Consider the following 23538-nt stretch of genomic DNA (forward strand, 5'->3'; position numbering starts at 1 on the left):
CTACGTATCAAGTGTTTTATTATTTCACTTGTCTACCTAGAAGGGAGCATATCAGGATACAGGTGGCAACCTTTTTATTGTGCATACAGCATGAGTGCACAAATAGTCAAAGAATTTCCAAAAACTTTAAATTCTGTATTGACAACTCTGTTCTACTACAGTAAAATGAAAATCAAGATATTTTACTGCAGTAGAATGTTGTATGAAGGAGGTCAGATATGAAAATTAAGTTATTTGATTCAGAACTAAAGATAATGGATGTTCTTTGGAAAAATGGAGATACCACCGCAAAGCGAATAGCAGAGATTCTAAAAGAACAAGTGGGATGGAGCAAGACCACGACTTACACTCTAATCAAAAGGTGCATAGACAAAGGAGCGATTGAACGCATTGAACCTAATTTTGTGTGCCATCCCCTTGTTACGGTTGAACAAGCAAGAGAGCTTGAAACAACGGAACTTATTAACAAAATGTACGATGGTGCCGCCGACCAGCTTGTGGCTTGTATTTTGGGAGGTAAAAACCTATCCCGGGAAGAAATCGAAAAACTAAAGCTGTTGGTCAACAACCTGGAATAAGGAGGATAATTATGAGTTTGCTAAACATGAGTTTTGCGGCTGCTGTTCTTATTCTGGCTATCGTAATCATCCGTGCCCTGCTATTGCACAGACTGCCAAAAAAAACCTTTCTTGCTTTGTGGGGTGTGGCGTTATGCCGCTTATTGATTCCCTTTGAGGTTTCCTCACGGTTCAGCGTTTATTCGGTTGTAAATATAACGGAAGGTAGATTTTTTGAAAAGGGTTTATCTTTATCCGGAATACCTGTTATGCCAAGCAATACAGCTATAACACAAACTGCAGCAACCTGGCCTGAAGCGGCAGATATAAATTTATCTCCTTTCATGATAATCTGGCTTATTGGTTTTGCGGTCTGCGCTGTGTTTTTCCTTGTGACACATCTACGTTGCTGCAAGGAGTATAAGACTGCGCTCCCTATTGATAATGCCTTTGTAAGGCTTTGGCAACGGGAGCATCAAATGTGGAGAAAGATTCAAATACGGCAATCGGATAGAATATCTGCTCCCCTGACCTATGGTATATTGCGACCCGTTGTGCTTCTGCCTAAACAAACTGATTGGACAGATGAAACACGGCTGCGCTATATCTTAACCCATGAATTTGTGCATATACGGCGATTTGATACTCTGACAAAGTTAGTTATGGCAACAGCTTTCTGCGTTCATTGGTTCAACCCGGTTGTATGGCTGATGTATATGCTGGCAAATCGGGATATTGAATTATCCTGCGATGAAACTGTGGTGCAGACATTCGGTGGAGTGATAAAGTCTGCTTATGCCTGTACTCTTATTGAGTTGGAGGAAAAGAGAAGCCACCTTACTCCTCTTATAAATAATTATAGTAAAAATGCTATTGAAGAAAGGATTGTGTCTATTATGAAAATAAAAAAAGTTTCTATTATGGGAGTTTTACTTGCTTTTACCCTAGTCATTGGTACGATAACTGTCTTTGCTACAAACAGTGCTTCCGCTGCCGTACTGACTACAAAAGGTCAGCAAGAGAATAATCTGCAAGTTAGTGCAGTAAAATTAGGAAGAACAACAGATGAGAACACTTATAATCAAGCAGAAAAAGCTGTAAAAGCAGTAAACTATGTTCCGAATTATGTCGAATCATTTTCAAAGGGTTTCTATTTTAAGGAGGCTGTTGTTACTAACACGGAAGTGCTAGACAGCAAGAGCAACAAGGTTATGGAATACAACAGGGGCATTGTGTTCTACTATACTGATACGAAAGGAGCTGGCAAATTTAAAGGCGGAGCCATAATTCTAAGCACAAATCCTAAGGTCACCGGACTGCCAGAGGATCCGAAGGATGCAGTAGCCAATACGGAAGAGAGCTATTGTGGAGATATCAGACTGATTTATTCGCAGATAACGGAGAAACGTGTTCCTAAAGGCTATGTTCCAACGGAAGAGGAAAAGCAGAAAGTCAATCAAGGGTTGCTATATTTCAGTGTAGGTTCTGAAGAAGTCAAGATTTTAAATCTTCAGTGGGTGAAATGGGTTAAGGACGGCATTGACTATAACCTGATGGATTGGGGATACGGCGTCAAAAAGGATGAATTGCTAAAAATGGCAAAGGAAGTTATCGATTGATGCAGGTAATCCTAAATAAGATTGCGCCCATGCTGGGCGCACGATTTTAAATGAGGGACGGCTTGATAGAGCTGCCCCTCATTGTTTATTATTTTAGTGAATTGGTTATAATTAATTTAAAATTCCATATATTTCTTGAAAAAATTTTTTTTAATGATATTATTAATACAATACAAGTACTTGTGATTAAAAAATTTTTTAAACGATTGCCTATCTAACACTAGTGTGAAGTTTTCAAAACTTTCTAACAATGAAATTATATACACTTATGAAAGAAATGGAAATACTTATAAAAATATTGATACCATAATTTCACCAAATAAAGTTAATACTGAAGTATCTTCTAAAAAATAATTCTTACACACATGTTGACACAGTAACATCAATTGTTGAAGATTCAACAATAACTGAAATATCAACTATTAATGGAGAATCATCTTATGATTATTCTCTTGCTAAATCGTCAAAATCTCATAACTGGAAATATCAATATTCTGATGATGGAAATACTTCTGTTCGTAATCAAAGTGTAGCTGCTATTGCAATAGCTTTGGGTGCTTTAATAGGTGGTGGCCCCGGTGCTTTTCTGGCTGTTGCCGCATTTCTTTTTGATAAAAATGTAGATACAGTTTATTATCATGTTGAAGTGTATAAAGATATGAATAGTCCTAAGCTTAGACCAATTCTTAAGAATGTATCCTATTTTTATGAAGATGCCGCACACAAAAAAACTATACCCGGCAATCCTGTTACATCTATTATAGAACCTTAAGAACGAAATTTAACGGTCAAATTGAGGTGATTCAATATTAAAAAATTTTTATTTAATACAAAAAATTTAATGCATGTATCTATTTATATGATAATTGCTGCTATTATTTTTAATAATATTTCCTGGCTAACAAAACTCTCAGGAATATTATTAATCATCTCTTCTGTTTTAGCAATAATTGAAACCTATAAGAATAAGCAGTTTTATATTAAAAATTTGTTATACATATTGCTTATTATTGCAGGCTTTTATATGGTAATTTATTAATAGATTTAATTAAGCCATCCACGTTGCGGATGGCTTTTATTTTATTATAAAGTCTTTACTAATTCCTTTTGCTAAAGAAAGTTGTTGTTGCATATTTAGAATTAATTGCATTAAGTGTTTATCTTGAGGATAATATTTCACAATCTTTTTTAAGTCCATTTGAGATATATCAGATAATTTTTTACCTACTCTTGCCATTCCCATTGTTTTATCAAGATTTTCATTTAATAGTCTTTTTTCTTTCTTGTATTCAAGTTCTATTAATAATTTTTGTCTTTCCAATTTTTCTATATTTAATTCTAAATCTTTTGTATCTGATGGTATTTTTAAGTTAACTTCATGCTTTTGCTTTTCGATTTCATTAAGTTTATCAACTATCTGATCCGGAGCAACACAAAAGTCTATATACAAGTTCTTTTTCTCTAATTCAATTTTAGATTCAAAGTTCTTAATTTGTCCCTCAATCTGTTTTTTCTCTTTGCCGTTGTAGAACCACCTTAGGCCTTGTTTTTTCTCTGTTAAATTTTCAATTTGATAGTATAGTGACATTATGGTATTATTACTATCAAGCATTTTTTCAGCTACAGCAACCTTTGCTGCAATGTATGACGAAAAAGATGCCGTATCCCGAGGAGGAGCAAAGGACACTGATAATGACGGAAAACAAGATTTTTTTATGGGAGGTTCAGTTGTAATTTTCACTCTTAACGAAAAAATGGCTATTACAGTACTACTTTATTATAAATTTGGAGCTAATTTGGATACTGCAGAGCCCGCCGATACAGAGGCAGGTATTATAAATATGGATACTGCGGCAGTAATGACAAACAATAGAACTTACGCTCCAGTAAAATATCTGGCTGAGTTTTATGGGTATACTGTAAAGTAGGATCAAAAGAATACGGTAGCTCTTACAAGCGAAATAGAATAACAAAGGAAGAATATCAGAAGATAGAAAAACAATAAACAAGAAACTACCGCCTGCATTTTGGGGTCAGATCATTTTGCAGGTGGTAGTTTTTAAATTAGAATTGAAAATGTATAGGGTTACAAAGGTTTAAGGAAGTGTTATTTCCCCATTCAATGCTGCCATTGCAGCAGAAGTAGGGGAGGCTAAATAAATCTCTACCTTTGAGGTTCCCATTCTGCCCAGGAAATTACGATTGTTGGTTGCAACAACTCTTTCTCCATCAGATAAAATTCCTCCTGCACGGCCACAGCAAAGGCCGCAGCCAGGGTGTGTTACTACTGCGCCTGCAGCAGTTAAGGTTTTTATGATGCCTGAACGGGTGGCCTCTATAAAAATTTTGCGGCTGGCAGGAGTAACTATTAATTTTACAAATGGAGAGATAGTCTTACCTTCAAGAATTTTAGCAGCAGCTTCCAGATCTTCGTAACGACCATTGGTACAAGAACCAATAAATACCTGATCGATTTTGGTTCCAGCAAGTTCTGACACTGGTTTTATATTGTCCACCTGTGAAGGACAGGCCATAACTGGAACAAATTCTTCTGCCTTGTAGTATATTGTTTTGTAATATACTGCATCTGCATCCGCTTTCAAAGATGTCTCTTTTTCGGTCAATTGAATTTGGCAGTATTTTGCTGTCTTTTCACCCGGTGTGAATAATGCACATTTAGCGCCAGCTTCAATAGCCATGTTGGCTATAGTCATGCGGCTGGCAACGGTCATATTCTCAACAGTACTTCCTGTAAACTCTAAAGCCCTGTAAGTAGCACCATCAGCGCCTAAATCTCCGATAAGGGTTAAAATAATATCTTTTGATGTAACATTTTCAGGCAGGTGTCCCTCAATGTTTACCTTGATTGTTTCAGGAACTTTAATCCACATGGTCCCAGTACCGAGAATACTAGCCATTTCAGTATATCCAATCCCAGAAGAAAAAGCGCCTACACAACCGTAGGTAGTGGTGTGGCTGTCTGTTCCGAATACTACATTTCCAGGTTTTACATAACCAGCTTCTGTCATTAGCTGATGGCAGATTCCATCAGAACGATGAACATTTTTCATACCATATTTTTCGGCAAAAGCATCTCCGATTTTGAAGTGTCTCACATCATCCTGCTGGCTGGCAGGTACAAGATGGTCATAAATTAAGACCACTTTATCTGAATCCCAAAGTTTTGAAAAGCCCATTTCTTCAAATTTTTCTGCGACAAAAGGAATAAAAATATCATGAATCATTACACGGTCAACGTTGACTGTAACAATATCTCCGGCTTTAACGGAAGGTATGCTAGTATTTTCATTGATGTTTCGGGAAATAAGTTTTTCTATAAAGGTCTGTCCCACAGTATACCTCCTTATTTAAGCGGCTCAAGGCCGTTTTGTTTACGCATGGCCTGTACGAGACCACCAGCATTAATAATATCTACCAGATTCTGTGGTAATGAAGCAATAGGGTATTCTTTGCCATTACATTTAATAAATTGGTTTACGCATATTTCTATTTCCTGTCCTTCTTCCACAACATCATGAAGGTCAGGATTTTCTATTAGCAAAAGTCCATTGTTAATGGCATTTCTAAAAAATATACGGGCAAAAGATTTGGCTATTACACATTTTACTTTTAATGCTTTTATAATCTCTGGTGCCTGCTCTCTGGAAGAACCACAGCCAAAATTTTTTCCAGCAACTATTACATCTCCCTCGGTAATTTGCCCAGCAAGTTCAGGACGAAGAGGAGAGAACGCATATTTTTTCATATCTTCTATGGTTTTAAGGGCAAGGTAATCTGTAGGGATAATGATATCCGTGTCGATATCATCCCCTAAAACCCATACTTTACTTTTATACGTTTCCATTTATAATACTCCTTTATAGCTGATCTTCCGTCGCAATAGCTCCCTTGATTGCAGAAGCTGTAACTGTAGCGGCCGAACCAAGATATACCTTCGAAGTCGGGTGCCCTGCTCTGCCTTTGAAGTTTCTGGTTCCAGTGCTGATAAGAACTTCATTTTCTCCTATAACGCCCTGGCAGCTCCCCCAGCAGACACTGCAGTTAGCATTCATGACAATAGCGCCTGCTTCCATAAAGGTTTCAATTAATCCTTCATCAAGTGCCTGCATATAGACTTCATTGCTGGCAGGTACAATAAGAAATCGAACGGTATCTGAAACTTTACGCCCCTTTAAAAGTCTTGCAGCAACACGCATTTCGTCAATACGACCATTATTGCAGGAGCCAAGAAAGGCTTCATCAATCTTAATGCCACAAGCTTCTTTCGCTGGGATAACGTCGTCTACAAAGTCAGGCTTTGCAACAATTGGTTCTATTTGATTCAGATCAAAGGTATATTCCTTAAAATAATTTGCATCAGCATCACTTTTAAAAACATGTTTCGGATTACGTCCATGTTCTTTTAACCATGAAAGGGCAATTTCGTCAGCTTCAAAAATGGCTGATTTTGCGCCTGCTTCAACCGCAAGATTACATAAAACCATACGATCATTTACGCTAAGTGATTTAGCACCGTCACCTGTAAACTCCATTACCTGATAGTTCACACCATTTGCCCCAATCTTACCAATAATGTGGAGCATCAAATCTCTGGGGTAAACCCCATCTTTTAGTTTGCCCGTTAAATTAAATTTAACAGTTTCGGGAACAAGAACCCAGGAAGTACCTGTAACCATTCCGTATAAAAAATCTGTACAACCAACACCAGTACCAAAAGCACCAAGTGCGCCGTAGGTACAAGTATGACTATCAGCTCCAAAAATCAATTCCCCAGGACATACATAGTTTTCCATCATAATTTGATGACAAACCCCTTTTCCTTCCCAGAAATCAATGTTGTGCTGCTTTGCGAAATCTCGCATTTTTTTATGAGAAGCAGCTGTTTTTGGATTGTCAGCAGGAACATTGTGATCCACTATAAATACAAGCTTTTTGGGGTCGGCAATAGTTGGATTCTTAATCTGCTGATTATACATATCTATAGTTAAATGTGTTGTTCCATCATTACTCATCATACGGTCCAAAATGACCGTATGAATATCGCCAGGCTTTACGGTTTCTACACCTGCCGCAGCAGCAATTATTTTTTCTGCAATTGTCATACCCATATTATTTATCACCTCCGCAATTATATTTAGCAGTAGTGCTTTGATCCTCATTTAAAGATGCAATTAAACCACCTTTATCCAGAATCCCCTGCATGTAAGGAGGAAGCTTTGTGCAGGAATATTCTCTGCCGCAAGCTTTAACCATGCCTTCAGATAAGAATAGCTCCATAGTATCACCATCTGAAACATTTTCATACAAATCCTTGCACACAATTACAGGCAGACCAATGTTTATAGCGTTTCTAAAGAAGATACGGGCAAAGGATTTTGCAACAACGGCCTGAACCCCAAGAGCTTTTAGGACACTAGGCGCCTGTTCTCTTGAAGAACCACAGCCAAAGTTTTCTCCACCTAAAACAAAATCACCAGGCTGGACTTTCACAGCAAAGTCAGCATCTAGGGACTCAAACGCATGAGCTTTCATTTCATCTATAGTTGGCAGTAATAAATATTGTGAAGCAATAATCTGGTCTGTATCCAAATCATTGTGGAATTTATATATAACGCCCATAGGGACCTCCTTTAGTTGGAAACCTGTGGAGCACAAGGTTGTTCATTCAGCTCCATAGGTTTTTAAAATAGTAATGCTTTATCAATGAAATTAATAAGCCTAGTATTTTTATTAATAATAGCTTTAGGCTACCGAGAATTACGTTTTTTTAAAAATCACGGTAGCTTTTTGCTTGTTTTTTCGCTTATTTTAGTCTATTTTTACATTTTTATTATAAAATGCTACCATAGATTTTCACTTTTGAAAAAACTCGGTAGTTTTTGAGGTAATTGCTACCGAAAATCTTTATTTTGGGGAAAATTTTGAGCAACTCCATATTCCTGAGCTGCAACCCAATTTATTTAATTGCCTCAGCGACTAAGTCTCCCGCTTCTTTTGTGCCGATTGCTTTCATGCCTTCTGTGAAGATATCTGGTGTTCTGTAGCCGTCTGCAAGAACAGCCTTAACAGCAGCTTCCATGTCATCGGCTTCTGAGGAAAGACCAAAAGTATATCTTAGCATCATAGCCCCAGACAAAATCGTAGCCATAGGGTTCGCTTTATTTTGCCCAGCAATATCAGGTGCAGAACCGTGGACCGGTTCATACATACCGAAATTGCCCTTGGCAAGGCTGGCTGATGGAAGCATTCCAATAGAACCAGTTATCATGCTTGCTTCGTCTGAAAGAATATCCCCGAAAATGTTGCTAGTAACAATGACATCAAACTGCCTTGGATTTCGAACCATCTGCATAGTGGCATTATCAATATAAAGATTATCTAAAGCGACTTCTGGATAATCCTTTGCGACCTCAGCTACAATTCTTCTCCAAAGTCTTGAACTTTCAAGTACATTAGCCTTATCAACACTAGTTACTTTCTTGTTTCTCTTCATAGCCATATCAAAAGCAACAATCGCAATTCTTCTTACTTCTTCTTCTGCATATTGCTCAACATCGTAAGCAGCAGGACCTAAATCCGTATCTTTAAAGCCTTTCTCCCCAAAATAAATGCCCCCAGTAAGTTCTCGTACAACAACGATATCAAGACCGCCTTCAACAATTTCAGGTTTAAGAGGGCAGGCATCTGCCAGTTCATCAAATAAAATAGCAGGTCTTAAGTTAGCAAATAAACCTAATTCTTTTCTTAGACCAAGTAATGCTCTTTCAGGTCTTTGATCGCCTGGCAATGTATCCCACTGCCAGCCGCCAACCGCACCAAGAAGCACAGCATCGCTTGACTTACAAATATCAATCGTTTCTTGTGGAAGACATGCACCTGTTTCGTCTATGGCACAACCACCAGCTAGGACCTGAGTATATTCAAATTTATGATTATATTTTTCTCCGATTTTATTTAAAACCTTGACTGTTTCGGTTACAACTTCTGGGCCGATACCATCACCAGGGATTAACGCAATTTTATAATTCATTGATAGACCTCCTATTTGTCTGCTAAAGGACGAACCTTTTTTTGTCTGTTAAGTGCGGATACCAAAGCGTTAATTGAAGCAAGAATAATATCATCATGGATACCAATACCCCAGTAAAGCTTTTCACTTTTGTCAGTAAGTGCAACATAAGCGCAGGCTCTGGAATTAGAATCTGCATCAAGGGCATGTTCTGAATAAGTTACAAAAGTATAGTCAAAAGCATACGGTGTTTTCTTCAGAGCATTACTTACAGCATCAAGACGACCATTACCCGCAGCTGAAACCTCATATTCATTTCCATCTATGGTTACGCTGATATCAACAAGCATCCCATCATCACTTTTATAAGTAGATACCTTTTTAAAGGTGGCATCTGTGATGTCTACAGGATTAAACACGTTAATATATTCATTTTTAAAGACTTCATAAATTTCAGCAGGAGACAGTTCCTTATGGGAATTATCTGATATACCTTTCACAAGGTAACCAACTTCTTCACGCATTTTCTGAGGGATAGCATAACCGTAATTCTGTTCAAGAATATAGGCAATGCCGCCTTTACCGGACTGACTGTTTATACGGATAACATCCGCATCATATTTACGGCCAACATCATGTGGATCAATTGGAAGGTAAGGGACAGTCCACTGTGTCATATTGTTTTCTTCATGATAAGCCATACCTTTGGCAATTGCATCTTGATGTGACCCGGAAAATGCTGCAAAAACTAATTGACCACCATAAGGCTGCCTTGGGTGAACGGTTAAATCCGTAAATTTTTCATAGGTTTCCACAATAGCAGGCATATCAGCAAAATTAAGACCAGGATCAACACCGTGGGCAAACATGTTCATGGCAACTGTAATGATATCAACGTTGCCTGTGCGTTCACCATTTCCAAACAGGGTACCTTCTACTCTGTCGCCTCCGGCAAGGACTCCAAGCTCTGCGTCAGCAACAGCAGTCCCTCGGTCATTATGTGGATGTAGGGAAATAATTATATTGTCCCGTTCATGTAGGTTATCATTCATGTATTCAATCTGACTTGCGTAAACATGGGGCATAGACATAGAAACAGTGGCAGGCAAGTTTATAATTACCTTATTTGCAGGAGTAGGTTTCCAAATGTCTATAACCTCATTACAAATTTTTAACGCAAATTCCATCTCAGTACCAGTAAAGCTTTCAGGTGAATATTCAAAAGAAATTTCACTGTCCTTCATGGTTTCTTTATATTTATTTAAAAGTGTTGCTCCAGTTGTAGCAATTTCTATTATCTCTTCCTGAGTTTTCTTAAACACCTGTTGTCTCTGTGCAAAGGAAGTAGAGTTGTAAAGGTGGACAATAGCCTTCTTTACACCCTGTAATGCTTCAAAGGTTCTTTTTATAATGTGTTCTCTGGATTGTGTAAGTACCTGAATGGTGACATCATCAGGAATTAAATTCTTTTCAATCAGTGTTCTTAAAAAAGTATATTCTGTTTTGGAAGCAGCTGGAAAACCAACTTCTATTTCTTTGAATCCGAGGCTTACGAGGAACTGGAAAAATTCAATTTTTTCATTTAGGCTCATCGGTACGATTAAAGCCTGATTGCCATCACGCAGGTCAACACTGCACCAGACTGGTGGTGTTTCTATGTGATCTTTTTTGGTCCATTTCATTTCATTGACTGGCGGCATAAAGTAGCCGACCTTGTACTTCTCGTAATTCTTCATTTTTAAATTCCTCCTCGTTTTTACTTATCTTTTTTCTGCATTGCGTTGTTAGCTGGTTCACTTCGGTACTCACGTACTTTTATGTACGTTCCGTTCCTCGGTAAACCAGCTGCCTAGCACTGCAAAAAAAATCCTTCGTAAGCTATGCCTCGTAAGCAAATATTATTTATTTTGTTTATAATAGGTAAGCAAAGTTTTACATTATTTTATTTTTCACTAAGCACCTATTGATAATTTTACATACTAATAGAAGTTTTGTGTTTTGTCAATAAGAAAAGGTAAATTATTTTGTGTTTTTTAACAAAAACCGTTGACTTTTTTGTCTGCAAATATATAATAAGTATTAATCACCAAAAAACTGGTGGCTCTGGAGCGCACACTCCAATATAAAAGCATGTGCAAGTTTTAAGAAAGAAGGGAAGTAGACGAAAATGAAATTAAAAGGATCTGAGATCGTAGCAGAAGTATTGTTAGAGCAGAAAGTCGATACCGTGTTTGGGTATCCCGGAGGCACCATCCTCAATATTTACGATACACTCTACAGCTATCAGGACAAAATTAAGCACATTTTAGCTTCTCATGAACAGCATGCTGCACACGCAGCTGACGGTTATGCAAGAGCCACTGGAAAAACAGGTGTAGTATTCGCAACAAGTGGCCCTGGAGCTACTAACCTGGTAACTGGTATTGCCACAGCCTTTATGGACAGTATACCTATGGTAGCGATCACTTGTAATGTACCTGATTCTCTTGTTGGAAGAGATGCTTTTCAGGAGATTTGCATTACTGGTGTAACAATGCCAATTACAAAGCACAACTACTTTGTTAATAAAGTTGAGGACCTAGCGGATGCACTAAGAAATGCCTTTAGAATTGCTCAAAGTGGAAGAAAAGGACCGGTTCTGGTTGACATCACAAAGGATGTTACTGCAGCAACTATTGACTTTGAAAAGCAGGAACCTTTACCGGTGACAGAGATGCCAAAAGCTGATATGACTGATATCGAAAAAGTTGCTGAGCTGATAAATAAAGCACAGAGGCCTATTGTATATTTCGGTGGAGGCGTAGCAGCTTCATGTGCATCAAAACAATTAGCAGAATTGTTGCAGAAAGCAGATATACCAGGTACATATACGATGATGGCGGCTGGAGTTTTAGGCTATGATGACAAAAAGAACCTTGGATTGATTGGCATGCACGGAAGTGTTGCTTCAAACAAGGCAGTTGATAAAGCAGATTTAGTTTTGGCTCTTGGAACAAGGTTTAGTGACCGAGTAGCGCTGAATATGAAAAAGTTTGCAGAGGGTGCAACTATAGTCCAGATTGACATTGATAAAAGCGAAATCAACAAGAACGTACAGGTTGATTTAAGTATCGTAAGTGATGTTAAAGAGGCTCTAGATAAGTTAATCCCATTAGTAGAGAAAGTAGATCGATCTGAGTGGATTGATAAGATCCGTGAATGGAAAAAAGTTAGAGGAGACAAAAAGGAAGGAAATGCCAAGATTCATCCTTATGAAATTGTTACAGCTGTTTGTGATTTGACCGATAAAGAGACAATTTATGTAACAGATGTAGGCCAGCACCAAATGTGGGCCGCACAATATTTAAAGCATAAGAATACAAGGTGTTTTGTTACCAGCGGTGGTCTTGGAACCATGGGATTTGGATATGGTGCAGCTATTGGAGCACAAATCGGCTGCCCTGAAAAAAGAGTAATCCATTTTACTGGTGATGGTTCTTTCCATATGAACCTGGCAGAAGCATGTACGGCTATAAGCCATAACCTTCCAATTATAACAGTAATAATGAATAACAGTGTATTAGGAATGGTTTACCAATGGCAGACAGCTTTTTATGGCAAACGTTATTCTGCAACTACTCCAGAAAGAAAGACTGACTTTGTTAAAGTAATTGAAGGTTTTGGAGGCAAAGGTTATAGAGCTACAAACCCAGAAGAGTTTGAAGCAGCATTTACAGAAGCTCTTAAGTCAGAGGGGCCAGTTTGGATTGACTGCATTATTTCAAGAGAAGAAAGAGTTCTTCCAATGATTCCAAACGGCGGAACAGTAAATGACATGATAGTAGGTTAGGAAAGGGGGAGATTGCTATGACAAAAAGAAGAGAAGTAATAAGTATTTTTGTAGATAATCAGGCAAATGTTCTTAGCAGAGTTGTTAGTTTGTTCGGAAGAAGGGGCTTCAACATTGATTCCTTAACCGTATCTGCAACCAATAACCCTGAAATCTCAAGAATTACTATTGTATTTACAGGAACAGAACAGGCATTAAATCAAATTATAACACAGACAGAAAAGCTCGAGGTCGTAAAAGACATTTTCACTTTAGAAAAAGAAGAAAGCGTATATAGAGAGCTGCTGCTGGTAAAAATTAAAGCAGATAAAACAAATAGATCTGCGCTCAGAGAAATCGTTGACATATTCAGAGGAAAAATAATTGATCTTTCAAAAGGGAGCGTTGTTGTAGAACTGACAGGAGCACCTGAGAAAGTAGAAGGCTTTATGAACATGGTCAGCTGCTATGAAATCATAGAAATGTGCAGAACTGGAATAACTGGTATAAAAAGAGGTATAGCTACCCCTGAATGCATCCAGGAAGAACATGAGTTATATACGGGTGAACTTTTTGATTAAGTTGATTAAGAAAAATTTTTAATTGTTAAGATATTAAAGGAGAGAGAAAAATGGTAAAGAAATACTATGACACAGATTGTAACTTAGGAATGTTAGACGGTAAAACCGTTGCAATAATCGGATTTGGAAGCCAAGGGCATGCCCATGCTGAAAATCTTAAGGACAGTGGTGTAAACGTTGTTGTTGGTCTTAGAAAAGGCTCTGCGCATACAGCAAAAGCCGAAGCTGCTGGTCTTAAGGTTGTTGAAATAGAAGAAGCAGCAGAAGCTGGTGATGTTGTAATGATGTTAGTTCCAGATGAGCTTGCTGCAAATATTTATAAAACTCAGGTTGCTAAACATATGAAGCCAGGTAATGCATTAGCATTTGCACATGGTTTTAACATTCATTATAACCAGGTTAAGCCAGCAGCAGATATTGATGTAGTTATGATTGCACCGAAAGGTCCTGGCCATACTGTAAGAAGCCAGTATGTAGAAGGTAAGGGTGTTCCTTCCCTAATTGCTATTCATCAGGATGCAACAGGAAAAGCTAAAGATATTGCACTTGCTTATGCATCAGGAATTGGAGCAGGTAGAGCTGGTATTCTTGAAACCTCATTTAAAGAAGAAACTGAAACAGATTTGTTCGGTGAACAGGCTGTACTTTGCGGTGGTGTTACTGAGTTAATGAAGGCAGGTTTTGATACATTAGTAGAAGCTGGATACGAACCAGAAATGGCTTACTTTGAATGTATCCACGAAATGAAGCTAATTGTTGACCTAATCAACAGTGGTGGATTTGAAATGATGAGATACTCCATTTCAAACACTGCAGAATATGGTGACTACAGAACGGGCAGGAGACTAATTACAGAAGAGACTCGTAAGGAAATGAAGAAAGTTCTAGGAGAAATTCAGGATGGCACATTTGCAAGTGAATTTATTCAGGAATTCAATGCAGGCGGTCAGGCTAAATTCTTAGCTACCAGAAGAAAAGAAACAGAACATCTTCTAGTTAAGGTTGGCGGTGAATTAAGAAAGATGATGAGCTGGTTAAAAAAATAGATAAGGAGATTGCGTTATGACACTAAGAAGTGCGAACGTAACTCAGGGTGTAGAAAAGGCTCCAATGCGAAGCCTTTTTTATGCTATGGGTTATACAAAAGAAGAACTGGATAGACCACTGATAGGTGTGGTTTCAGCACATAGCGAGATCGTACCTGGTCACTATCATCTAGATAAAATTACAGAAGCTGTAAAAGCTGGTGTAAGAATGGCGGGAGGAACACCTATTATGATTCCGGCCATAGGTGTCTGTGACGGTATTGCCATGGGGCATATTGGCATGAAGTATAGTCTTGCCAGTAGAGAGTTAATCGCTGACAGTGTTGAAACTATGACATTAGCGCACGCTTTTGATGGTCTTGTACTGGTTCCAAACTGCGATAAAATTGTTCCTGGGATGGTCATGGCGGCAGTCAGAATGAACGTTCCAACAGTTGTTTGCTCTGGCGGTCCTATGATGGCTGGGCTTGTAGATGATGAGGAAATAAGCTTATCTAAAATCTTTGAGGCTGTTGGTGCCAGAAAAGCAAATATGATAGATGATGAAAAGCTAGAAGAATTTGAACAGGGATGCTGCCCAGGCTGCGGTTCATGTGCAGGTATGTATACTGCAAACAGCATGAACTGCCTATGTGAAGCATTAGGTATAGCTTTGCCAGGTAATGGCACTATCCCAGCTGTCCATAATGGAAGAATCCGTCTGGCAAAACATGCTGGCATGGCAATCATGAACTTAATCGAAAAAGATATAAAGGCTAGAGATATTATCAATGAAAGATCCATAAAAAATGCACTTAGATGTGATATGGCTTTGGGATGCTCTTCAAATAGCGTATTGCACTTGTTAGCTATCGCCAATGAGGCAGGAGTTCCCCTTGATTTAAAAATGTTTAATGCAGAGAGTGAAAAAACTCCGAACCTTTGTCATTTAGCACCTGCAGGAGAAACACATATGCAGGACTTAAATATAGCAGGAGGAATACCGGCAGTTCAAAGTGAGCTTGCTAAAAAAGGAATGCTGGATTTAGAAGTAATGACAGCAACAGGCTTGACATTAGGCGAAAATATAAGGGGTGCAAAGAACAAAAAACCTGAAACAATCAGAACTATTGACAATCCATACAGCAAAACTGGCGGTATAGCTATATTATTTGGTAACGTTGCACTTGAAGGCTGTGTAGTTAAGAGAAGTGCAGTTGCTCCAGAGATGTTAAAACACTCAGGCCCTGCAAGAGTATTTAATTCAGAAGAGGAAGCTATTGATGCAATCTATAAAGGCAAAATAGTGGCGGGTGATGTAGTTGTTATTAGATATGAAGGCCCTAAGGGCGGCCCTGGCATGAGGGAAATGTTAAATCCAACTAGTGCTCTGGCGGGAATGAAGCTAGACAAAGCTGTAGCACTTATTACGGATGGTAGATTTAGCGGTGCAAGCCGTGGGGCTTCCATTGGGCATGTGTGCCCAGAAGCTGCAAACGGTGGAAACATTGGACTGCTAGAGGAAGGCGACATCATAGAAATCAATATTCCTGAGTACTCTATCAGCGCTAAGGTGTCAGATGAAGAATTTGAGAAGCGTAGGGAACATTATGTAGCACCAGAACCAAACATCAAAACTGGATGGCTTGGAAGGTATGCAAAGCTTGTGGATTCAGCTGCAAAAGGTGCAATAATGAAACAGGATTTCTAATTTTGAAAAAATCCTTTAGGGTTTTTATTTAAGCTATAAAAAAGAGAAGAAGATTCATTTTTATGAGTCTTCTTTTCTTTTTGTATAGAAAAAATACATTTATTTTCGTAAAAAATGTATCATTTTGTTACTTAGTATGGTCTTCTATTATAGAAGTAATAAAAATGTAGAACAAAAAAGGGGATTACGTGTGATTAAAATTGCTATTTGCGATGATGAAGAAAACATATGCTCAAGGATAGAAGAACTTATACTAGATTATGGAATAACAAATAAAATAAAGGTAGACATTCAAATTTTCTATACAGGGGAAGATTTATTAAAATTAATACAACAGGGACAACAATTTGATTTAATTTTCCTTGATATTGAGATGCAACCTATGAATGGGATAGAGGTAGGGAAGACAATCAGAGAAAAAATGAAAAATGAGGTTATAAAGATAGTCTATATTTCTGCAATAGAAAGTTATGCTATGGAGCTATTTGAAGTGCGCCCATTACATTTTTTAATAAAACCTATAAGTAAGAAAAAAGTAATCTGGACTGTTACGAAAGCTATTGAATTATTAGAAAAAGATGAAACAGTATTTGAATTTAGTTGTAATAAAACTACTGTACGGGTACCAATAAAAAATATCATGTATTTTACCAGTGAAGCAAGGAAAGTAAAAATTATTATGGAAAATGAAGACAAAGAGTTTTATGGCAAACTATCAGATGTAGAAAAACAACTAAATCATAATTTTGTGAGAATACATAAATCCTATTTTATAAATCGAAAATACGTATCAGAGTACACGTATGAAAACATTCATTTATGTAATGGGGATATGCTTAATATAGCTCGTAAGTATAGAAATGAAGTAAGAAAAATATTAATGAGTAGAGAATAAATAATGGGGATAATAAATTCATATTACTGTTTAGCAATGTACTTAATTTACAATGCTTTTGGAATATATGTTATTTTTAAGTTTAATAAAATATTTTTTGATAGGACAAATGGTAATAAAAAAATAGAGCTTTTGGCATACATTGTGTACTTTGTGGTCACAAGCATAGTTTACCTATCGTGGAATTTACCAATACTTACAGTTGTGACAAACCTTATATTATGCTTTGCTGTAAATTGCGTTTACAATAGTAATCAAATAAAACGTCTAGTAATGTCAATTCTTATTAATGCAATATTTTTCTTGTCAGAAAGTATCTCTTATATAATTATGATTAAAGGCAACCTTAAAAATATTGAATTTGTTTTAAGTTTTATATCGACATTGTTAACGTTTGTTCTGGTATTAATATTAGAAAACATTATTAATAATAAAAAAACAGAGAAAGTGGCGGTAGTTCATTGGGAAGTAATTTTTACAGTCCCTGCGATAAGTATTTATATAGCTTTTGTTTTAGTTTCGTCAAGTTATCTTTTTGTACAGACAAGCTTGGGTATTTTAGGACTTCTATCAATAAACTTTTTAATATTCTATTTATATGACGAAATAGCAGAGATTTATGAGATAAAGTATGAAAAGGCATTACTACAGCAAAAAAATAAAGCATATTTAAATGAACTAGATCTAATAAAAACTTCAAATGAGAGTTTAAGAAGCTTAAAACATGATTTGAAAAACCATATTTTAACACTGGAAAGCATGACGGAAAATAATGAAACAGAAAAAACACAGAAATATTTAGGGAAAATGCGAAGTGAACTTTCAATAAGTGGAAACTATAGTTGTACTTACAACTATAGTTTGGATAGTATATTAAATTACAAATTGCAAAAAGCTAAAGAACTGGGCGCAGAGGTCAAAGCTAATGTCAATTTCCCGCAAAATTTAGAGATTGAACAGTTTGATATAACTATTGTTTTAGGAAATTTATTGGATAATGCTATTGAAAGTATTCAAGAATGTAAAGATAAGTTTATAGAGTTGAATATTAATGTAGAACGTGGAGTATTGTTTATAAATATAAAAAATTCAACTATAAGACCTGATAACGTAAAAGCTTTAAATGTTTGGAGGACAAGTAAATCGCAAGGCGAAAACCACGGTTTTGGGCTTAAACAAATCAAAAAAACAATAGATGAATATAACGGGGGATTTGATATATTCATTAAAAATAATATATGTGAAGCGAATATTATGATGTACATAAAAAAGTAAGGAAAATATCTAATATTTGTTTGTGTAGTACCTATACCTGTCAATTTTGACATTAATATATGTCGTTTTTTACAACTGCCCGTAAGGGCAATTTTTTTGTGGTAATATGCAGAAAATATAAATAAAAGGGGGGAGGCTTTATGAAGGGACAATAAGAAAATAGTAAAGTCAATAATTGATTTTTAAAAGGGTTAAATGAAGAAGGAAAAACGGTTTTAATTGTAAGTCATGATGAAAAAATAAAAAAAGTGGTAAGAGGATAGTGAACATATGAAAAATAGTAAAATAAATGCTAAAAAAGTAATAATTATAATTGTAATTATAGTTTTGGTACTATTTGGATTATACAATATTACATGGTATCAAATAACTCATGAAAAGTATGATAATTTTAGTGAAGAGATGGAGAAAACTTTTGGAGAAACTTATGTTAAGCCTTTTTATACTAGTTACAGCTCTTTTGAAAAAGGATATGGTTATAAAGTAAAGTATCCGGATTATTTATCCTATACAGGAAATTTAGCTATAACAAATAATAAGGATACTACATTAATAATATGGCCAGGTATATTTAGCGAAGATGATAATGAATATGGAGTAATAATACAAAATAATGAAAAAGGTTACCAAATCATGATTGATAAAAAGGCAAATTCAATTGAAGAAATATATGAAGATGAAAGCAAAGTTTTAAAAGAAAAGAAAGAAGAAATAAAAGACTTATTAAATAAAGCCAATGAAAAATGGAATTTATAACATGAAGCAAGGGGATATAAATCAATGAGTATAAAAAAATTTAATTTGGTATTAATGATCTTTTGCATGTTTTTTCTATTCAATCAAATTCGTGGAATACTGGATAATTCATTAAATAATTTTGTATGGATATCTATAGCAGTTAATATAGTTATACTTATGCTTTTAGCTCATTATAATTTTAATATAAATTTTCTTTATGTAAAAAAAATAATAATTATTGTAATAATAGGTTCTTTTTACTTTTCTATAGGAACATGGATTTTAGATTATAATATGCATGGATATGTGAAAAGTGGAGATGGGCTTAATGTATACATTGAATATGAGAATATTACAAAACTGCCAATAGAAATATACAAGGCCATTACAATTGGAGAAGAAAATTCAAAAAAATTTGAAAGCAATGTAGATTTAGAAGATGGAAATAAATATAAAATAAATACATTTTTTAAAGAAGATGAAATAAAGGAAGGGAATTCAGTTTCAAATATTATCATATTTAAAATGTTTAAATTTTTACCTTTTGTTAAGATTGCAAAAGTGACATATAGTCAGTAAGTTTAAAAGGGAGGACTCATTTATTTGAGACTTCCCTTTTGCTATTAATGTAAAGGTTATTTCTACAGGTTTACGGCCACCTTTTCTTTAGCATGGAATAAGCCAGTTTTTACGCACAGAATAACGGTAATAACGCAAGCTGTCAAATCGGATATAGGCTGTGCAAATAGCAGACCCGTTTTACCAAACAAGTTGGTAAGAATGAACAGTAATGGAATTAAAACAAGCCCTTGTCTTGCTATACTCAAAATTCCACCTTCTCTGGCCTTTCCTGTGGCTAAGAAATAGGAAGCATATACAAGCTGAAAACCAATGGTCATATAAGTAAGGGAGTTTACTCTGAGCACTTGCATGCCAAATATGATTACGTCTGCTGATTCCTTATTAAACAACAGTATAATATTTTTTGAAAATAAGATGCAGATAAGATTAAAAGCAATGCAGAATGCAGTTGCAATAATACTTGCTTTTTTAGTCAATTCATGAACCCTCAACATATCACCAGCTCCATAATTATAGCCTACAAGAGGTTGATAACCCTTTAAAAATCCAAATACAGCCATCATTTCCAAAGTTAAAATCCGGTTTACAATTCCTAAAGAGGCAACGGTCTGATTACCATACTTTACAGCTACCAGATTCGTCAGGCTTAAAGAAAGACTGATTAAAATCTGAAAGACTAAAATGGGAACACCAATTTTAAAAATATTACTGAATATTTCTTTAGACAATTGTACTTTTACTATTGAAAAGTTTAACATAGTTTTTTTGCTGAACAGATATTTTGTATATAGAGTGGTGGAAACCATACTGGAAACCAGAGTAGCATATGCCACACCTTCTACTCCGAAGTGAAATACATATACAAACAAGGGGTCTAATAACATATTAAGTACTCCGCCGATCATTAGTGCAAAGGCACTAAATCCTGTTGCTCCTTCGGATACAATAATGTTGTTGCATATGATGTTATACATGCTGAAAGCGAGTCCTACGATAATGATTCTTCCATATGTTTTTGCATAGCCGAAGGTGGCGGCATCGGATCCCAGCAAATGCAACAAAGGATTTATCCCGATTAACATGGCTGAAATTATTATTATTCCCACTATAGTACCCGTCACGATAGCCGTTGAGGTATAGGCAGACACTTTACTGTATTCTTTGTCGCCCAGTGCGCGGGCAATATTGGAACCTGCGCCATTTCCAAACAAGACACCAAAGCCTGTAATGATAAGAGTGAGTGGATAAACTAGTGAAACTGCAGCCATCTGATTGGTGCCCAGACCTCCTATAAAATAGCCGTCAACTAAGTTATAAAAAGATGTAATCAGCATACCAAACATGGTTGGAATCCCGAACTTAAATAGTAATTTTGTAATATTACCTTTTTCCATTTCTATGATTTTGTTTTGATTAGTCATTTTAAATTTAATCCTTCCTTTTTATGTTATAAAATAGTATTATAACTATACTGTATAGTAACTATACTAAAATCGAGAAGAAATAGGCACTTTCGTGCCTAAAAATTAGCCTTCTAATTTTATATCCATAGCTTCTTCAATTAATTTTAATACCTCGGCCATATTGTTATAAGTTTCTTCTGGCATACTGTTTAATAAGTCAAAAAATTTTTCATCATTATTTCTATGATAGGATTCATGACCTTCATAGGCCACTTTACCGCTATCTGTAACAAACAGACTGATTTGCGCATCAGAGTCAGGTGAAGTACGTTTTTCCACCATACCTTTGTCTACTAGTTTATAGATCATCTGCGATGCAGCCCCTTTGGTAATGCCTTGCTTCTTTGCCAGTTCAGTTATGCTGATGCCAGGATTTTCCACCACTACAACAACGGTATGTATTTCTGCTCTGGTAAGCATAATACCTGTACCATACTCTCTGTTTTTTAATTCCATCTGACTATACTTATGGATAACTCTTTCCATAAGAGCAGATAATGATTTAAGATCTCTCATTTGTTCACCACCTATACTGTGTAGTAACTATACCAAATTATAAAACGAATATTATTATATGTCAAGGGTAGAAACTATATAAATTTAATAATTACTGTGTACATTATGCATTTAGCTTATTGTAGTTAGGAAACTTATCTGATATTATTATAATAATGTTATAATTTAACAAAAAAGAAGGAGACTAATTACATGAAGAAATTAATTAAAAAAGTTTTTTCCATAACGTTAATTATTACCCTGATATTGACGTATTCGGGAAGCATAACTGCTTTTGCAGCAGATTCTAAGGGAATTAAGGTGCAGTACAATGGGGAAAATATTAAATTCACTGATGCTGCAGTTAAAGTAGTTGATGGAAGAACTGTTGTACCTTTTCGCCAGAGTCTTGAAACCATGGGCGCTGCTGTAAGTTTTGATACAAAGTCTAAGATGATAACAGCAAAGACAAAGGATAAAGAAATTTCCTTTACTGTTGGCAGTAAGAACATTACCATTAACGAGAATGGAAAAAAGGTAACGAAACAAATGGATACAGCTCCATTTGTTGATAAAAAATCAAATTGTACTTATGTATCTGTACGTTTTATTGCAGAAAGTATGGGTTATAGTGTAGGCTGGGATGAAGCGGAAAAGACTGCAATTATCATAAATCCTGCAGATATTTATGCTAATGTGGATAAAGACTTTTCTATTGTCAGCAAATTATTAAAGACAGATTTAGACCTAGAAAAAACATATGAAACAAATGGTAAGTTCAGTTGTGATGTAGTAACAAAAAATGCACCTAACACTACAAATTCAGCCATGAACTTTTCTGTAAACGGTGAAATGAATGGAGTACAGCAAAAACTAAATGCTGATTTAACCATGAAATTTACAGTAAATATGGATAAGATGCTGACAACCTTATCAGCTGAACAAAAGGCAGCCTTTCAGCCAATGCTGGAAATGCTGAAAAATGCAGACATGAACATAAAAATGAATGGTGAAACTGGAAATACATATATGCAGTCTAATCTTTTTTCTGTATTAAATCCTACAGCAGATAAGAATACTTGGTATAAAATGAATGTGTATGACCAATATGATGCAATGGGAATCGATTTGAAATCCATTATGAGCCATCAATCTACCAGAATGAGTTTATCTGATTTGATGAAAGTAATGTCTTCTGTTGAATATTCAGATGTTTCTGCGTATAAAGACATGAAAACGTCATATACTTTCTTAAAATACCTTATTGGCGACGATGCGTTTACAACAAAGACTTCTGGAGATATTAATACGTATACTTTAGATATTAACCAGACTGCAATTATGGCTGCTTTAGCAAAGACAGCAGTTGCTGAAGGAGTAACAAATGACGCAATAGACTTAAAAGAGTTAGAGACGTTTTTAAAGGAAAGCAAATTAAGTGCTAATCTTACCATCCAAGATAAAGGTGGAAGCCTGTATGGATATAGCATAAAGGGTTCAGGTTCAATAGAAAAGAAGGGCAGTTTTGCAATGAATATTACTGGAGATCAGAAGAACGCAGTAATTGATATGACCTTAGATATGGAAGAACTGATGAAGATGGCTATAAAGGCCGAGTCTCATATTTCCGAAACAACAAAGAAGCTTAATGTAGAGATCCCTGCTGGGGCTAAGGTTGTAGAAATGCCTTTACAAAACCCTACTCTTTAGTCAAATATTAAAAAGTTTTGGCGATATTTCAGATAAATATTAATGAAAT

22 protein-coding genes are annotated in these 23538 nt (G+C 35.9%); 13 read left to right on the top strand and 9 right to left on the bottom strand.

The genetic code is table 11. From position 1 onward, the window contains the following. Nucleotides 1-218 precede the first annotated feature (218 nt). The 3 genes from RTW14_RS00005 to RTW14_RS00015 all read left to right on the top strand — a co-directional run bounded on the left by RTW14_RS00005 (nt 219) and on the right by RTW14_RS00015 (nt 2948). Nucleotides 219-578 carry a BlaI/MecI/CopY family transcriptional regulator gene (locus RTW14_RS00005; protein ID WP_312647206.1) on the top strand — a complete coding sequence of 120 codons (360 nt, stop codon included), beginning with the start codon at nt 219-221 and terminating at the stop codon, nt 576-578. 11 nt (nt 579-589) lie between these two features. Continuing rightward, the gene (locus RTW14_RS00010) at nt 590-2176 is read left to right on the top strand and encodes a M56 family metallopeptidase (protein ID WP_312647208.1); all 1587 of its coding nucleotides are present in this window, start codon (nt 590-592) and stop codon (nt 2174-2176) included. A gap of 550 nt (nt 2177-2726) precedes the next feature. Next, nucleotides 2727-2948 carry a hypothetical protein gene (locus RTW14_RS00015; RefSeq protein WP_312647209.1) on the top strand — a complete coding sequence of 74 codons (222 nt, stop codon included), beginning with the start codon at nt 2727-2729 and terminating at the stop codon, nt 2946-2948. Nucleotides 2949-3251: 303 nt separating this feature from the next. Here the strand turns inward: RTW14_RS00015 and RTW14_RS00020 are convergent, their stop codons facing one another. Next, nucleotides 3252-3788 (bottom strand): hypothetical protein, encoded by a 537-nt coding sequence (locus RTW14_RS00020; protein WP_312647210.1) that lies wholly within the window; start codon nt 3786-3788, stop codon nt 3252-3254. Here RTW14_RS00020 and RTW14_RS00025 point away from each other — a divergent pair. Beyond that, complete coding sequence (locus RTW14_RS00025) at nt 3766-4104, top strand: stalk domain-containing protein (protein WP_312647212.1); 339 nt, start codon at nt 3766-3768, stop codon at nt 4102-4104. The genes RTW14_RS00020 and RTW14_RS00025 overlap by 23 nt on opposite strands. A 168-nt stretch (nt 4105-4272) precedes the next feature. On the opposite strand, the gene RTW14_RS00030 is transcribed toward RTW14_RS00025, so the two are convergent. The 6 genes from RTW14_RS00030 to RTW14_RS00055 form a co-directional block, all read right to left on the bottom strand. After that, nucleotides 4273-5529 (bottom strand): 3-isopropylmalate dehydratase large subunit, encoded by a 1257-nt coding sequence (locus RTW14_RS00030; protein ID WP_312647213.1) that lies wholly within the window; start codon nt 5527-5529, stop codon nt 4273-4275. Between the two features lie 11 nt (nt 5530-5540). Continuing rightward, nucleotides 5541-6041: a LeuD/DmdB family oxidoreductase small subunit gene (locus tag RTW14_RS00035; protein ID WP_312647214.1), complete on the bottom strand. Its 501-nt coding sequence runs from the start codon at nt 6039-6041 to the stop codon at nt 5541-5543. Nucleotides 6042-6054: 13 nt separating this feature from the next. Then, nucleotides 6055-7305: a 3-isopropylmalate dehydratase large subunit gene (locus RTW14_RS00040; protein WP_312647215.1), complete on the bottom strand. Its 1251-nt coding sequence runs from the start codon at nt 7303-7305 to the stop codon at nt 6055-6057. A 1-nt stretch (nt 7306) separates the two neighbouring features. Next, nucleotides 7307-7816, bottom strand: a complete 510-nt coding sequence (locus RTW14_RS00045) for a LeuD/DmdB family oxidoreductase small subunit (protein ID WP_312647216.1) — start codon at nt 7814-7816, stop codon at nt 7307-7309. A 337-nt stretch (nt 7817-8153) separates the two neighbouring features. Beyond that, nucleotides 8154-9227, bottom strand: coding sequence for a 3-isopropylmalate dehydrogenase (leuB, locus tag RTW14_RS00050; protein ID WP_312647218.1), 1074 nt, complete (start codon nt 9225-9227; stop codon nt 8154-8156). A gap of 11 nt (nt 9228-9238) precedes the next feature. Continuing rightward, the gene (locus tag RTW14_RS00055; RefSeq protein ID WP_312647220.1) at nt 9239-10942 is read right to left on the bottom strand and encodes a 2-isopropylmalate synthase; all 1704 of its coding nucleotides are present in this window, start codon (nt 10940-10942) and stop codon (nt 9239-9241) included. Between the two features lie 431 nt (nt 10943-11373). On the opposite strand from RTW14_RS00055, the gene ilvB reads away from it, so the two are divergent. The 8 genes from ilvB (at nt 11374) to RTW14_RS00095 (ending at nt 19818) form a co-directional block, all read left to right on the top strand. Further along, the gene (gene ilvB / locus RTW14_RS00060) at nt 11374-13035 is read left to right on the top strand and encodes a biosynthetic-type acetolactate synthase large subunit (protein ID WP_312647221.1); all 1662 of its coding nucleotides are present in this window, start codon (nt 11374-11376) and stop codon (nt 13033-13035) included. Nucleotides 13036-13052: 17 nt separating this feature from the next. Further along, entirely contained in the window at nt 13053-13595 is a 543-nt protein-coding gene (ilvN, locus tag RTW14_RS00065) for an acetolactate synthase small subunit (protein ID WP_312647222.1), read from the top strand. Nucleotides 13596-13645: 50 nt separating this feature from the next. Next, complete coding sequence (gene ilvC, locus RTW14_RS00070) at nt 13646-14641, top strand: ketol-acid reductoisomerase (RefSeq protein WP_312647223.1); 996 nt, start codon at nt 13646-13648, stop codon at nt 14639-14641. A 16-nt stretch (nt 14642-14657) separates the two neighbouring features. Continuing rightward, the gene (ilvD, locus tag RTW14_RS00075) at nt 14658-16331 is read left to right on the top strand and encodes a dihydroxy-acid dehydratase (protein ID WP_312647224.1); all 1674 of its coding nucleotides are present in this window, start codon (nt 14658-14660) and stop codon (nt 16329-16331) included. Between the two features lie 190 nt (nt 16332-16521). Then, complete coding sequence (locus RTW14_RS00080) at nt 16522-17226, top strand: LytR/AlgR family response regulator transcription factor (RefSeq protein WP_312647225.1); 705 nt, start codon at nt 16522-16524, stop codon at nt 17224-17226. 3 nt (nt 17227-17229) lie between these two features. Continuing rightward, entirely contained in the window at nt 17230-18501 is a 1272-nt protein-coding gene (locus tag RTW14_RS00085) for a sensor histidine kinase (RefSeq protein ID WP_312647227.1), read from the top strand. 270 nt (nt 18502-18771) lie between these two features. Continuing rightward, a complete protein-coding gene (locus RTW14_RS00090; RefSeq protein ID WP_312647229.1) occupies nt 18772-19257 on the top strand; it encodes a hypothetical protein in 486 nt (161 codons plus the stop codon). 24 nt (nt 19258-19281) lie between these two features. Beyond that, the gene (locus tag RTW14_RS00095) at nt 19282-19818 is read left to right on the top strand and encodes a hypothetical protein (protein WP_312647231.1); all 537 of its coding nucleotides are present in this window, start codon (nt 19282-19284) and stop codon (nt 19816-19818) included. 62 nt (nt 19819-19880) lie between these two features. On the opposite strand, the gene RTW14_RS00100 is transcribed toward RTW14_RS00095, so the two are convergent. After that, entirely contained in the window at nt 19881-21242 is a 1362-nt protein-coding gene (locus RTW14_RS00100) for an MATE family efflux transporter (protein WP_312647233.1), read from the bottom strand. Between the two features lie 105 nt (nt 21243-21347). Further along, a complete protein-coding gene (locus RTW14_RS00105) occupies nt 21348-21800 on the bottom strand; it encodes a MarR family transcriptional regulator (RefSeq protein WP_312647234.1) in 453 nt (150 codons plus the stop codon). Nucleotides 21801-21992: 192 nt separating this feature from the next. Here RTW14_RS00105 and RTW14_RS00110 point away from each other — a divergent pair, with 192 nt between their 5' ends. Next, nucleotides 21993-23489: a copper amine oxidase N-terminal domain-containing protein gene (locus tag RTW14_RS00110; protein WP_312647235.1), complete on the top strand. Its 1497-nt coding sequence runs from the start codon at nt 21993-21995 to the stop codon at nt 23487-23489. Nucleotides 23490-23538: the final 49 nt, after the last annotated feature.

Origin of the sequence: Aminipila sp., from assembly GCF_032051575.1 — a bacterium.
In the GTDB taxonomy this organism is placed as follows: Bacteria; Bacillota; Clostridia; order Peptostreptococcales; family Anaerovoracaceae; genus Aminipila.